This is a genomic window from Rufibacter latericius, assembly GCF_003721515.1.
Lineage (GTDB): Bacteria > Bacteroidota > Bacteroidia > Cytophagales > Hymenobacteraceae > Nibribacter > Nibribacter latericius.
Genome location: NZ_RJJD01000001.1, coordinates 741,832 through 756,049, shown reverse-complemented (window position 1 = coordinate 756,049; position 14,218 = coordinate 741,832). Strand labels below are relative to the sequence as shown.

Genomic DNA, 14,218 nt, shown 5'->3' with positions numbered 1-14,218 from the left:
AACCATGGGGCAAGTTTGCAACTTGCGAAACCACGCATTCCGTCCCCCTTCAAAGGGGGTCGAAGATGAAACTCATCAAACTTTGTTCTAAGCCTGTTTTCCTGAAAGTAGGCTTAGAACAGATACCAAACATTATGGACAGGAGCTTTCCTGTTATCCTAAACACCAGTTACCATGTCAACTGAGAAAAAGAATTTATCTCCTATAGAGAAAATAAAAGAGGTCAGCGAAGGGTTGCGCGGTACTCTCAAAGAAAGCCTGAAAGACGAAATCACGGGAGCCATTCGCGAGGATGACACCGCGCTGGTGAAGTTCCACGGCATGTACATGCAGGACGACCGTGACCGCCGGGAAGAGCGTGCCGCCAAGAAACTGGAGCGTCTGTACACCTTCATGATTCGTCTGCGCCTGCCCGGCGGATTCATGACGCCAGAACAATACATCGCCACGCACGACATTGCGGGTGAAAACTCCACTGGGGTGATTAAAATTACTACGCGCCAGACCCTGCAGTTGCATGGTATTGTGAAGGGCAAAACCAAACCCACTATTAAGGCCTTCAACCTGGCCGGACTGGATTCCATTGCTGCCTGCGGCGATGTGAACCGGAACGTGGTTTCTTCTGCCAATCCGCTGGAATCACCGCTGCACGAACGCATCTACCAGTACGCCGACAGAATCAGTGACTACCTGCTGCCCAAAACCCGCTCTTACTATGACGTGTGGCTGGACGAGGAGAAAATCTATGACAAGGTAGAGGAAGAAGATCCGTTGTACCAGGACCGCTACCTGCCCCGCAAGTTCAAAATCGGTCTGGTGATTCCGCCTAACAATGATTCAGATGTATTCGCTCAGGACTTGGGTTTGATTGCCATCATTGAGAACGATGAACTGAAAGGCTTTAACCTCGCCGTTGGCGGTGGTTTATCCTTCACCCACGGAAACGCAGAAACGTACCCACGTCTGGCTTCTGAAATCGGGTTTGTGAGTACTGAAGAATCTGACGAGAAGCTGTTCAAAGCCGTGTATGAGGTGCTGACCGTGCAACGTGACTTCGGCAACCGGACTGACCGCAAGTTGGCCCGCCTGAAGTACACCGTGGACAACATGGGCCAGGATGTGTTCCGCCAGGAAGTGGAGAAACGCACCGGTTTTCCGCTGGAAGCACCCCGTTCGTACGAGCTGAAAACCCGCGTAGACCATTACGGCTGGGCAACGAGTTACAATGGCTTACTGCATTATACCATGTTTGTGGAAAACGGCCGCATCACAGATTTGCTAACGGTGGCCCTAAAATCGGCGTTGCTGGAAGTAGCGCAGACTGGCAAAGCCAACTTCCGGTTCACCTGTAACCAGAACGTGATTCTCAGCGACATCACGCCGGAAAACAGGGCTGAAATTGAGCAGATTCTGGTAAAACACAACGTAATCGTGCACACCGATGCGGCTTCACCTCTTCGTAAAAATGCGATTGCTTGTGTAGCACTTCCTACCTGCCCATTGGCTCTGGCCGAGGCTCAGCGCTACCTGCCGGAACTGATCACCAAGATTGACGGCGTGTTAGCAAACCACGGATTGCAGGACGAGGAAATCATCATCAGGATGACTGGTTGCCCCAACGGCTGTGGTCGTTCGGTGCTTTCTGAAATAGGGTTCGTGGGTACGGCTCCGGGTCGTTACAACTTGAACCTGGGCGGGGATGAGCAAGGCTACCGCCTGAACAAACTCTACAAGGAGAACCTGGATGAAGCCGCTATTTTGCAGGAGTTGGATGTCGCGTTTGGTCTCTTCAAGCAGAACCGCATTGCCGGGGAGCGTTTCGGTGACTTCGCGTACCGTACGCTGCTGAACTAAGCTTCGGCTTAAGTTTCGACAAAATGCTGAAGAAATAGCTCTACCGTCTGTCATTCAGAATCTGTCATGATCTGTTTAAGGGCTGCTTTTAAGAAAGTGGCCCTTATATATGAACTTTAATTCTGATACCTGATAGGATTGGTAGACATTACAAGTATATTTGATTAAAGCAATATTTTGGTTCCTTCCCAAGAAGCTAAAAAGATGATTTCCGCTGTCGCTACCAAAGAACAAAACAACCTGTTTCCCGTCTTTCTGAAACTGGAGCAGATGCGCGTGCTGGTGGTGGGCGGAGGCAATATTGGCTTGGAGAAACTGACGGCGCTGCTGCAGAATTCTCCAAAGACCACCATTAAAGTAGTGGCCATCCAGTTCCATGAATCAGTGCTGCAACTGGCGTCAGAGCATGGCAACATCACGTTAGAAGCCAAAGCGTTCACTCCTTCTGATTTAGACGGAATTGATATCGTGATTGTGGCCGTAAATGACCGCGAGGTCAGTAGGGCCATCAGCTTGGAAGCCAAACATCAGGGCAAACTGGTGAACGTAGCCGATACGCCTGATTTATGTGATTTCTACCTGAGCTCGGTGGTCCGGAAAGGCAACCTCAAGATTGCCATCTCCACCAACGGCAAATCGCCCACCATGGCCAAGCGCCTGAAGGAGACCTTCAACGAGACGCTGCCCGAGGAACTGGACGAGGTGCTGGACAACTTGCAGTCCATCCGGAACCAACTCGCAGGAGACTTTTCCGCCAAGGTGACCCAACTCAACGACATCACCAAAGTGCTGGCCGTGAAAGAGCCAGTTCGGAATTCTCCGAAACGCAAGGAAAAGCCCTGGAAACTGATTGCCTCTGGCGCAGCCCTGGCGTTCTTCTTCATGATTCTGGGTCGGTTTGTGTTCTCGGCTATCACCTTTTCCGAGGTCTCCACTTTCGTGGGTAACATTGAGCCGATCTTCTACTGGATGATTTTTGCCGGGTTCCTGGCCCAGATGGTAGACGGCGCGTTGGGCATGGGCTACGGCGTGACCAGCACCACGGTGTTGCTGTCTTTAGGCGTGAATCTGCCGGCCATTAGCGGGAGCATCCATACCGCCGAAATCTTTTCCAGCGGTATCTCGGGCTTCAGTCATTACAAGTTCGGGAACGTGAACCGCAAGTTGTTTAAGGTCTTGCTGGTGCCCGGCATCCTGGGCGCAGTAGCAGGAGCCTGGCTGCTGTCAGAAATAGGAGAGGAGTACGCGAACTATGTTAGGCCCATCTTAGCGGCGTATACCTTGGTTTTAGGCGCGAGAATCATCTACACGGCCTTCAAGAAAAACAAAGAACGGAAGAAGATCAAGATGGCCGGAGTTCTGGCCGGAGCCGGTGGTTTTCTGGATTCCTTCGGCGGCGGCGGCTGGGGACCGTTGGTGACCAGTACGCTTATTGCCAAAGGCCGCACCCCCCGTTTCGTGATTGGCACCGTGAGTATCACCGAGTTCTTTGTGACCTTTGCCAGTGCCCTGACGTTTTTTGCCATGCTAGGGCTGAGTCACCTGCAGGTGATTGTTGGGTTGGTAATAGGTGGCATGTTAGCGGCTCCTATCGCTGCCAGATTGGTCGGGAAACTGCCTATGAAAACTATGTTCATTGCAGTAGGAACGCTGGTAATTATCTGGAGCCTCCGCATCCTGCTGAAAGCCGCAGGGTTGTTCTAAAAAGACATAAACCTAAAAAGCGTTTGGGAGCTGTTTTCATGAAAACAGCTCCCAAACGCTTTTTAGGTAAAAAGAAGTCTAAACCGAGAGAATAGACCCAGTAACCTGGTTTTCTTTTTGCACCTCAAGGTACCAAGCAGAGAAATGTTGGGAAATCTTCTCGCCTTCAATGATAAACCCATCGTGGCCGTAATTGGAATCGATCTCCACGTAAGATGCATTGGGCAGGTGCTGGGCTATAAACTGCTGCTCCTGCACTGGACAGAGGATATCACTGCTGATACCAATAATAAGCGTTTTCTGGGCTATTTTCGCTAAAACAGGCTCTAAACGTCCGCCGCGTCCACGGGAAATGTTATGGCTGTCCAGCGACTTAGTCAGGAACCAGTAGCTGTAGGCATTGAAGCGGTTCACCAGTTTATCGCCCTGGTAATTGAGGTAAGAAGACACGCGATAATTGTCCAACTTCTCGGGATCAGGATCTGTTTGGTTTTGGGCCAAGATATGGTAATTGCGGTAGGTGAGCGTTCCCAGGGCGCGGGCGGCTTTGAGGCCTTTGCTCCCCGCCGTAGAGCTGGGTTCTCCCCAGGTACCGTCGGCTTCCAGCATGAGGCGCTGCGTGGTATGAATGCCTATGCTCCAAGTGCTTTCAGCGGCGGCGGTAGCCAAAAGGAAGAGGTTATCAACGACCTCAGGCTCTGCTAGCGCCCATTCCAGAACTTGAAAGCCACCACAACTGCCCCCTCCCAGGATATGGATTTTCTTCAGGCCCAGGTACTCGCGCAACAAGATGTGCGCCCGTACCATATCACGGATGGTGATCTGCGGGAAGGTGCTGTAATAGGGTTCTCCGGTCTCGGGATTGGTGCTCAGCGGGCCGGTGCTGCCGTAGCAGGAGCCCAGAATGTTGGCGCAGACAATGAAATGCTGTTCAGGGTCAATGACCTTACTTTCCCCCACTATACCGCCCCACCAATCCAACACGTCAGAATTAGCAGTAAGAGCATGGCAAATCCAGACCACATTGCTTTTATTTGCGTTCAGCTTACCGAAGGTGTGGTAAGCCACTGTGATTTCCGGAAGCGTTTGCCCTCCTTCTAGTTCAAAAGGTTGGTTATATTGAAAATAATTCATGTAGTACCTTTATAACTTACAAAGTAAAGGCCTACAGGCGTAAAACCGTAATAAAAATGATAAGAATTGAGATGAACCGGGTAGGCGGCGACTACGGGTTTGAAGCCAAAGACGCCAACGGGCACGTCATTACCACTGATACCAGCCCTGAGAGCGGCGGAATTAACTTTGGCGCCCGCCCCATGCAGATGATGCTGATGGCTTTAGGCGGATGCAGCGGCATTGATGTGGTCATGATTCTTAAAAAGCAGCGGCAGGAAGTAACCGGCTTCAAAATGGATATCTCTGGTGAGCGCGAGAAAGGCAAAGAGCCATCCCTGTGGTCTAACGTGCACGTGGTGTTTGAACTGCAGGGCACCATTGACCAAGGCAAAGCTGAGCGCGCCTGCGAATTGTCCATCATGAAGTACTGCTCCGTGGCTGAAACCCTCCGCAGAGCCGGTGCCCAAATCACCTATGAAGTGAAGGTTACTGCGTAACGAGTTCTGAGTCTTGAGTTCTGAGTCCTGAGTTTTTCAGGAGCGAACAGAGGCGCAGAAATGTAGCGGCGTTACACCGTAACGCTGTGGCGGCAGGCACCAGCGCAGTCTCCAATCTATAAGAAACCTTTTCCTGCGGTGTAGCAGGGCTTATTCTTTGGGGCGGCTCTACCGTTTTATAGCACCACGCCGTTACGGTGTAACGCCGCTACAGATATAGACCTAGCCAGCACATCAGCAAATTAAAAATTAGCACATTACCCCATGGAATACCATCCGCTTACCAAAGCCATCAGAATACAAACCGAGCGCACGAATGAGATGGAGCATGCCACGCCTATGTTCCTGACCAGCAGTTTCGCCTTCGACAATGCCGAGGACATGCGGGCCGCCTTCGCTGATGAAACTGATGATAACATCTACAGCCGGTTCAGCAACCCCAGTGTGCAGGAGTTTACGGATAAGATGGTGGCGTTGGAAGGTGCGGAAGCTGGTTATGCCACGTCTTCGGGCATGAGTGCCGTGTTCGCCTCGTTTATGGCCTTGCTGAAAGCGGGTGACCATCTGCTGGCCTGTAATTCCATCTTCGGGAGCACGCATACCATCATCACCAAGTACCTGCCCAAGTACGGCATTGAGTACACCTACGTGCCCGCCGACAAGCCCGAGGAATGGGAAGCAGCCATCCGACCCAACACCAAGATGTTCTACATTGAAACGCCCACCAACCCCGGGTTAGACATCATAGACTTGGAAGCAGCCGGCCAACTCACGAAGAAGCATAATATTATCTTCAACGTGGACAACTGCTTTGCCACGCCGGTAAACCAGCTGCCCATCCAATACGGTGCTGACCTGGTGGTACACTCGGCCACCAAGTGGATTGACGGGCAAGGACGTGTGTTAGGCGGTGTTGTGGTTGGCAAAAAAGAGCTGATTAAGGACATTTACCTCTTCTGCCGAAGCTCAGGCCCAGCCCTGTCGCCGTTCAATGCCTGGGTGTTGAGTAAGAGCCTTGAAACGCTGGATGTGCGTATGGAACGCCACGCCGGTAACGCCCTTTCCATTGCTACCAAACTGCAGGGTCACCCCAAGCTGAACTGGGTAAAATACCCGTTCCTGCCCACGCACCCAAGTCATGAGGTTGCCAGAAAACAGATGAAAAACGGTGGCGGACTCTTTTGTTTCGAGTTGAAAGGAGGTTTGGAGAGCGGACGCAAATTTCTGGACAGCCTGCAACTGATGTCGCTCACCGCTAACTTGGGCGACACCCGCAGCATCGCCTCGCACCCGGCTAGCACCACCCACGCCAAACTCACCGAGGAAGAACGCCAGGCCGTCAGCATCACACCCGGGTTGATCAGAATCTCCGTGGGCCTGGAGTACGCCGATGACATCCTAAACGATATTCTACAGGCGCTGGAGAAGTGCTAATGTTTTAATGATTAAGTAATAGAAATTAGCTTTTAGTAAAAAGCACTTCGGGCCTGTTTTTAGAAAAACAGGCCCGAAGTGCTTTTTTGTAGGGGCAATCCCTTGTAGTTGCCCTTTCTGTGCATAATTACAAACGCACGAGGGCAACTACAAGGGATTGCCCCTACATGATTTTTGTGCAGACTAGAAACTGTTCACAATGCTGTTATGCAGTCCTTTGGTGCTCCAGTAGCCGCTGGCAATAATGCGTCTGATGGTGTAGAGCGGGTCATTCGGGTCGCGTTTAGTGGCCAGGATATAGGCAGCGGCAAATCCACGCTTCTTCAGTTCCGGAATGGCTTCTGGTCTCCACAACCCAAACGGATAGGCGAAGTATTTGATGGGCTTACCGGTGATGGCTTCCAGTTGCTTGGTGGGTTTCTCAATCTGGGTAATCCAGTCTTTGCCTTCGTACTTCTTCACGTTGTGGTGGTCATAGGTGTGCGAGCCGATTACGTGTCCTGCATCCGATAGCTCCTTAATCTGCTCTTTGGTCATGTAGTTGGGCCGGCCAATGGAAACAGTCATGATAAAGAAAACGCCTTTGAAACCGTACTTCTCCAACTCTGGCTTGGCTACGGTGTACTGGTCCAGTTTGGTGTCATCAAAGGTGAGCATGATGGGTTTGGACGGGAGCGGCGTGCCTTTGGTAAGGTACGCTTGCAACTGGTCAGGCAGAATGGTGTGGTACCCGCTATCGGCCAGCATTTTCATCTGGGCCTTGAAATCATTAGGCTTTACAATGTAGTCTTTGCCCACTTTGCCGTCGCTGGAAGTCCATTCGCGTATCTGGTGGTAGCACAGGATAGGTACCTGCGGGCGGGCCAGAATGGTTTCAGCGGTGGCAAGTTCTGTATTTGTATCAGAGGAAGATTGGGCTAAGGAAGAATCCGGGGCTGAATCTGTTTCTTTCTGTTGAACCGAGGTGGCGACTACCGGAGGGGTAGAGGCCTGGGTTTTCGGGTCTGCTTTTTTCTCAGAAGGAGAGCACGAAAAGACACTGAATCCAAGGGCGGCGAAAAGAAAATACCTGCCCATGCAAAGGGAAAAGGACATAGAAAAAGAAGAAAGTATCTGGTACGCTTGAAGATAAAGAAGAGCAGGCTGGTCTTTGAAAAGAAAAAGCAACGGCCGTCAATCCATTCGAAATCTACAGAATCCTGGTGGATTTTCGGAGGGCTTTAGGGGTACTTTACAGAAATTAGCTTTAAAACAGCTCTGATGTGAGGAGAAACTGAAATCCTCCCCAAGAGCAGAGAAAAGGGATAAACTTGGTACCGGCACAGAATAGGAACAGAGACACCCCTCTTCAGGTACTACCTTGAATAAAAAAGGGCCTCACTTTATGTGAGGCCCTTTTAGAGGACTGATGTATATTAAAACTTAAGCAAGTTTCACATTTACAGCGTTTAAACCTTTGCGGCCTTCTTTCAGCTCAAAAGTTACTTCATCATTTTCTCTGATTTCGTCCACTAGGTTAGACACGTGCACGAAATACTCCTCATTGGAGTCTGCGTCTTTAATGAAACCAAATCCTTTGGAATCATTGAAGAATTTTACTTTACCGTTTTTCATCAATGTGATAATATAATAATAAACAAATGTAGAGATTAAATTCTACACTTAGACTTTTTAAACGAAGTATATTTACGGAACCTCCCTTTGAGTGGTTCAGGTAAAAGCATGATACCAATCGATTTTCAAAAACCAGGGACTTAGAAAGCAGTTTTCCCAGGCTGAAGAACCGACAGAATTAAAGAATTACTTTTTACTTCCAGGAACTCCAGAAATGAATCCAGAGAAAGAATCAACCTTAATTTTTTCTTCCGCTTTACCTTCGCCACGAGAGCTGTACCATCAAAAGAAACAACAAGCATGACCTCAGAAACAAGTAAGACCATCAACGTAGGCCTCATTGGCTTTGGCATGGCAGGCCGGATTTTCCATGGACCTTTCATTCACCAGGTAGAAGGGCTGAAGTTGGTGCGCATCAGGGAGACCAGGGAAGAGAACATCCGGATTGCCCAAAGTAGGTACCCAGAGGCGCAAATCACGTCCCGCGCCGAGGACATTCTGCAGGACCCAGCCATTGATCTGGTAGTAGTGGCCACGCCCAACAGTTCTCACTTTTCTTTGGCAAAACAGGCCTTAAACGCCGGCAAACATGTGGTGGTGGAAAAGCCGTTTACGCCCACTTCCGCCGAGGCAGGTGAACTGATCCAGCTGGCCCGGCAGAAACAACGGGTGCTCACCGTTTACCAGAACCGCCGATGGGACAGTGATTTCAAAACCGTGCAGAAAGTGCTGCAAAGCGGGGTGTTGGGAAACGTGGTGGAATACAAAGCGCACTTTGACCGGTTCAGGCCGGCCCTCAAAGGCAATACCTGGAAAGAGGAAGACGCGCCGGGTTCGGGCATTGTCTACGACCTAGGTTCCCACCTGATTGACCAGGCGCTGGTGCTGTTCGGGCTACCCCAGGAAATCTCCGCCGATGTCAGGATCCAGCGGCCCCACAGCCCTGTATTAGATAAGTTTGAGGCCACCCTGTTCTATGAACGGCTGAAAGTGACTTTATCGGCGGGATTGCTCGTGCGGGAGGTAAGCCCTCGATACACCCTCCACGGCGACCAAGGCTCTTTCCTGAAATACGGCTTGGATGTACAGGAGAAAGCCCTCAACGATGGATTTTTGCCGCACCTTACACCTAACTGGGGCATAGAACCCGAAAGCATTTGGGGCCACCTGAACACTGAGTTTCAGGGGCTACACTTTACCGGCAAAATAGAAAGCGAACCCGGCCATTACCGCAGCTTCTATGAGAATGTGTACCAGGCAATAATAGGAAAAGCCGAATTAGCCGTTACGCCAGAGCAAGCCCGGAACGTGATTAAAGTGGTGGAAGTCATCATGCAGAGCAGCCAGGAAAAACGGACAGTTTCATTTCAGGCTTAGTTTTCAGAAAACACCATAAAAAAGGCCCGCTGTTATGAAGCGGGCCTTTTTTATGGTTAGAAGTCGTTCCTTATTCCTCTACAAAAAGAAACGGCCTTATTGGGGTTAAAAGAACATGTTGGTTGTATGTAATGGGTATGGGTAATTTATATCTTAACAAACTCTACCCTGCGGTTGTTGGCTTTGGCTTCTACCGTGGTGCCTTTGTCCAGCGGTTTGGTTTCGCCCTGGCCTTTTGCTTTTAAGCGGGAATCAGCGATGCCCTGGCTTGTGAGGTAGGCTTTCACGGCCTCGGCACGTTGCTGGCTAAGTTTCAGGTTAGAGGCATCGTCTCCGTCTGAGTCAGTATGGCCGTCTACGCTAAAGTTAAGCGTAGGTTGTTCCTGCATCAGTTTCACAATGCTGTTGAGGGTTCCGAAAGACTCTGGCCGGATCACGGCTTTGTTTGTATCAAATTTCACGCCGTAGGTCACAATTTTTCCGTTGGCCAGGATCTGGTCATACAGTTTTTTGCCGCCCTCGGCGATGAACACGTTTTTCACCATGGCATTCCCCTCTATCCGGCGGTCTGCCTTTATCTTCAGGTTGACCGGTTTGCCGGTGACGTTAGGGATGTTGATGAGGCGGTGCTGATCCAAGTAGACTTTCATGCTGCGTTTGTTGAAGGCGATGGACACGTGGCGCCACTGTTTTTTGGTACCGGCGGCCTGCAGCTCGGCAGAATTAGAACCGAAATTCTTGAAATGAACCCCTTCCGGCGAAATGATAATCGGGTCCCAGAACATGCCGTGGGTGGCCTCGTTGTATTTGTTTAAATCGCTCAGGAAATAGATTTCATAGTTCAGGTTGGGGTTGTCAGAGTCAAAGTAGACGTCCATCTCCACGGTGAAGGTTTCGGGTAACCAGTTCTCGGTCTTCATCAGCGGGCTGATGGCGGTGCCGTTGCTTACCAGGTTGATGACATCGGTCCCGCCAAAAGAAGCGACCTCGGCATTGCCGTTTTTCAGGTCCCACCGCGAAGGGAACTCGCCGTTTTCCTCGCCTTTCAGATTGTCTGCGAACAGCACTTTGTCGCCGGGCACGAAATCATATTTGGTCCAGACTTTTGTGTTTGCCTCTGGGGTGGCAGCCGCTCCGTTACCGGTGGTTTCTTCCGATGCTCCTTCTTCGCTTTCTTTTGTGCTCGTGGCAGATGCTTTTTTGCCGCTGGTTACCTGGTCGGCTGTTTTGTTGATCTTGGCATCAATCTTCTCGTTGACTTTGCTTTTGAGCTTGTCGCCGATGTTGAACTGGGCATGGGCAGGCACCGTGAGGAGCGAAAAAACGAAGGCTCCACAGAGAAAAGAAAGTTTAGAATTCATACATGTAGGGATATAGGGTGAGTGATAGACAGTATTTGCGCCTTGAAGGAAGCAAGCCGGGTGTTTGTTGAACCATGGCTGCTCTCTAAGACAGGTAACTGCCGTGACACCCCTATGGCCATCGAAATCAGAAACAGGAGTTAGCTACGAACCTAGGTGGAGGAATTAGGAGGGAGGAAGAAGAGAGAAGGAGCCTGTTTAATGCCTGTTTTCCTGAAAAGAACTGTTTTTTAGGAATCCGGACCAGAATATATTCATCCAGCCCGCCGCAATGAGAGGCAGTTAGTTGGGGATAAAAGACAGAGAAAGTGAAAAATTCGCTTGTGACAGAACTGAGTTTTACCAGCCTTCTTTGAACCCATTCTGTAAAGCCGTTTGGTATCTCTCCACATGGAATTTGTATAGGTTTGGAGCCTTGTACGCGCCGCCGCTTTTTCTGGGTTCGTCCAGTTTCTCCAAGATATCGTACCCCACCATTTTCCGGTAGAAGTTGCCGCGGTTAAGCTTTTTGCCCAGAATCAGCTCGTAGAGTTTTTGAAGCTCGGGCATGGTGAACTCCTCGGGCAAGAGGTTGTACCCGATGGGTTTGTAGTTGAGTTGCCGTCTCAGGGTCAAAAGGGCTTCGTCAAAGATCTGACGGTGGTCCATCATCAACTCGGGGAGGCGGTTTATGTCCTGCCAGGCGCAGGTGCTGGAAAGGTTATCGGCTTGGGGCTGCACCTTGGTGTAATCTACCAGCGCGTAGAACCCAACTGAGATAAAACGCTGCTTCATCCAGAGGGTATCCGGGAAATCCTGGAAGAAACCTTCTGAGCGGTTAAGGTCTGAGAACACCCCGAATTGCTGTAAAAAGATATTGTGGGCCCCGGTGCGCTCCTCCAGAATGCGGACGGCGGCCTCCCTCAGTTCCTCCTCTATTTTCATGTAGCCTCCGGGCAATCCCCACAACTCCTGGTCTTTCATTTTCAGGAGCAACACCTTGAGAGACGCCTCATGGAAACCAAATACCACGCAGTCAACAGAAATATGGGGCACATACAACTGCCAGGCTGATCTTGAACTCTCTTCTAACAGGCTCTGAAATTCTGATGGCTGTTCCATGGAAGCAGTAATCTCCTCGTTTATTGAAGCATGCGTGAGGCTTAGGCAAGTGAAAGCACACGGCGTTCCTTCATAGATGATCCCCTTCCCACATACGAAGAAAATTCTCTTACCAGTTGCCTTCAGGACAATCTTCTTCTGCTTGAATGAAACTAAATAAGGGCCACCCACCGGGTAGCGCTTTTTAGCTCTTTTCCCGAAAAGAAGCCCTAAAACAAAAAGGCCTTACCACCGAAGCAGTAAGGCCTTTTTTATAAAGAGAAATGCTACGCCTTAGTTGTTTCCGTAGCGCTTGCGCTCGTTCTCGTCCAGGTAAATTTTACGCATTCTGATGCTCTTAGGCGTTACCTCCAAAAGCTCATCTTTCTGGATGTATTCCATGGCTTCTTCCAGGGAGAATTGTTTCTTAGGAACAATCTTCACGTTGTTGTCAGAACCAGAAGCACGCATGTTGGTCAGCTGCTTACCTTTCTGGATGTTCACGGTCAGGTCATTCTGACGAGAGTGCTCGCCGATTACCATGCCCATGTACACTTCTTCGCCTGGCTCCACAAAGAACACACCGCGGTCTTGCAGTTTATCAATAGAGTAAGCCGTTCCTGGACCATTCTCCATGGCGATCAAAGAACCGTTGATACGGCCCGGGATAGGGCCTTTGAATGGCTCGTAGCTGATGAAACGGTGGTTCATGATGGCTTCACCGGCAGTAGCGGTCAAGACGTTGTTACGCAGACCAATCAAACCACGGGCTGGGATGTTGAACTCCAAATGCTGCAGATCGCCTTTCGGTTCCATGATCAAAAGGTCACCTTTACGCTGGGTTACCAATTCAATCACCTTACCGGCAGACTCCTCAGGAACGTCCACTACCAGGTGCTCCATTGGCTCCATTTTCTGGCCGTCTACTTCCTTGAAGATCACCTGTGGCTGACCAACCTGTAACTCATAGCCTTCGCGGCGCATGGTTTCAATCAGTACAGACAAGTGAAGGATACCGCGTCCGTACACCAGGAAGGTGTCTTCTTTGTCGGTCTCGTCTACGCGCAGAGCCAGGTTTTTCTCGGTCTCTTTGTACAGACGGTCACGCAGGTGACGGGAGGTTACAAACTTACCTTCTTTCCCGAAGAAAGGAGAGTTGTTGATAGTGAAGAGCATGTTCATGGTAGGCTCATCAATAGAGATGCGCTCCAATGGCTCTGGGTTCTCGAAATCAGCTAAGGTATCGCCAATGTCAAAGCCTTCAATACCCGTTACGGCGCAAATCTCGCCGGCAGATACAGACTCCACTTTCACTTTGCCTAAGCCTTCAAATACCTGAAGTTCTTTGATTTTTACTTTCTTGATAGAACCGTCACGCTTGCAAAGGCTCATGTTGGCGCCTTCTTTCAAAGTGCCGCGCTTCACGCGTCCAATGGCGATACGGCCCACGAAAGAAGAGTAGTCCAAAGAGGTAATCTGCATCTGCGGCGTGCCTTCTTCTGAAGGAGCCGGAGGGATTACGTCAATGATGGCCTCTAAAAGAGGGATGATGTTATCGGTTGGTTTCTGCCAGTCGGTGCTCATCCAGCCGTGCTTGCTGGAACCGTACAAGGTCACGAAATCCAATTGATCTTCGCTGGCGTCCAGGTTGAACATAAGGTCGAATACCATTTCGTGTACTTCGTCCGGACGGCAGTTTTCTTTGTCTACTTTGTTTACTACCACAATCGGCTTCAAGCCCAGAGAGATAGCTTTCCCAAGCACGAAACGGGTCTGTGGCATAGGGCCTTCAAAGGCATCTACCAGCAGAAGAACACCGTCGGCCATTTTCAAAACGCGCTCTACCTCGCCTCCAAAGTCGGCGTGACCAGGGGTATCAATGATGTTGATTTTCACATCTTTGTACCGCACCGATACGTTTTTGGAAACGATGGTGATGCCGCGCTCCCGCTCCAGGTCATTGTTGTCCAGGATCAGGTCGTCGAACTGTTGGTGTGCGTCAAAAATCTTTGAGGCGTGGATGATCTTGTCTACCAGCGTGGTCTTACCGTGGTCCACGTGGGCAATAATCGCGATGTTGCGGATACTTTGCATTCAGAGGTTGTTTTCAGCCCGCAAAGGTAGGGTTTTTCTTAGGCTTTTCTATATTTTTTATGAAAAAGCCCTTTTGCCCAATTACTT

Annotated in this window: 11 protein-coding genes; 5 read left to right on the top strand and 6 right to left on the bottom strand. The window is 50.3% G+C overall.

Annotation, left to right across the window (positions count from 1 at the left end):
* Positions 1–174: 174 nt before the first annotated feature.
* Positions 175–1,854, top strand: coding sequence for an NADPH-dependent assimilatory sulfite reductase hemoprotein subunit (locus EFB08_RS02955; RefSeq protein WP_123125394.1), 1,680 nt, complete (start codon positions 175–177; stop codon positions 1,852–1,854).
* Between the two features lie 204 nt (positions 1,855–2,058).
* The gene (locus EFB08_RS23955; protein ID WP_123125393.1) at positions 2,059–3,558 is read left to right on the top strand and encodes a TSUP family transporter; all 1,500 of its coding nucleotides are present in this window, start codon (positions 2,059–2,061) and stop codon (positions 3,556–3,558) included.
* A gap of 78 nt (positions 3,559–3,636) precedes the next feature.
* Here the strand turns inward: EFB08_RS23955 and EFB08_RS02945 are convergent, their stop codons facing one another.
* Entirely contained in the window at positions 3,637–4,692 is a 1,056-nt protein-coding gene (locus EFB08_RS02945) for a homoserine O-acetyltransferase family protein (protein ID WP_123125392.1), read from the bottom strand.
* A 56-nt stretch (positions 4,693–4,748) separates the two neighbouring features.
* On the opposite strand from EFB08_RS02945, the gene EFB08_RS02940 reads away from it, so the two are divergent.
* Both EFB08_RS02940 and EFB08_RS02935 read left to right on the top strand, forming a co-directional pair.
* Positions 4,749–5,171 (top strand): OsmC family protein, encoded by a 423-nt coding sequence (locus EFB08_RS02940; protein ID WP_123125391.1) that lies wholly within the window; start codon positions 4,749–4,751, stop codon positions 5,169–5,171.
* A gap of 264 nt (positions 5,172–5,435) precedes the next feature.
* Positions 5,436–6,605: a trans-sulfuration enzyme family protein gene (locus EFB08_RS02935; protein WP_123125390.1), complete on the top strand. Its 1,170-nt coding sequence runs from the start codon at positions 5,436–5,438 to the stop codon at positions 6,603–6,605.
* Positions 6,606–6,788: 183 nt separating this feature from the next.
* Here EFB08_RS02935 and EFB08_RS02930 read toward each other — a convergent pair whose 3' ends face one another.
* Together EFB08_RS02930 and EFB08_RS02925 are read right to left on the bottom strand one after the other, a co-directional pair.
* Entirely contained in the window at positions 6,789–7,682 is an 894-nt protein-coding gene (locus EFB08_RS02930; RefSeq protein ID WP_123125625.1) for a polysaccharide deacetylase family protein, read from the bottom strand.
* Between the two features lie 345 nt (positions 7,683–8,027).
* Entirely contained in the window at positions 8,028–8,219 is a 192-nt protein-coding gene (locus EFB08_RS02925) for a cold-shock protein (protein ID WP_062542753.1), read from the bottom strand.
* A gap of 300 nt (positions 8,220–8,519) precedes the next feature.
* On the opposite strand from EFB08_RS02925, the gene EFB08_RS02920 reads away from it, so the two are divergent.
* Positions 8,520–9,596 carry an oxidoreductase gene (locus EFB08_RS02920; protein ID WP_123125389.1) on the top strand — a complete coding sequence of 359 codons (1,077 nt, stop codon included), beginning with the start codon at positions 8,520–8,522 and terminating at the stop codon, positions 9,594–9,596.
* Positions 9,597–9,742: 146 nt separating this feature from the next.
* Here EFB08_RS02920 and EFB08_RS02915 read toward each other — a convergent pair whose 3' ends face one another.
* The 3 genes from EFB08_RS02915 to typA form a co-directional block, all read right to left on the bottom strand.
* Complete coding sequence (locus tag EFB08_RS02915; RefSeq protein WP_123125388.1) at positions 9,743–10,957, bottom strand: OmpA family protein; 1,215 nt, start codon at positions 10,955–10,957, stop codon at positions 9,743–9,745.
* A gap of 339 nt (positions 10,958–11,296) precedes the next feature.
* Positions 11,297–12,058, bottom strand: coding sequence for an NUDIX domain-containing protein (locus tag EFB08_RS02910; protein WP_123125387.1), 762 nt, complete (start codon positions 12,056–12,058; stop codon positions 11,297–11,299).
* Between the two features lie 273 nt (positions 12,059–12,331).
* Complete coding sequence (typA, locus tag EFB08_RS02905) at positions 12,332–14,131, bottom strand: translational GTPase TypA (protein ID WP_123125386.1); 1,800 nt, start codon at positions 14,129–14,131, stop codon at positions 12,332–12,334.
* Positions 14,132–14,218 lie beyond the last annotated feature (87 nt).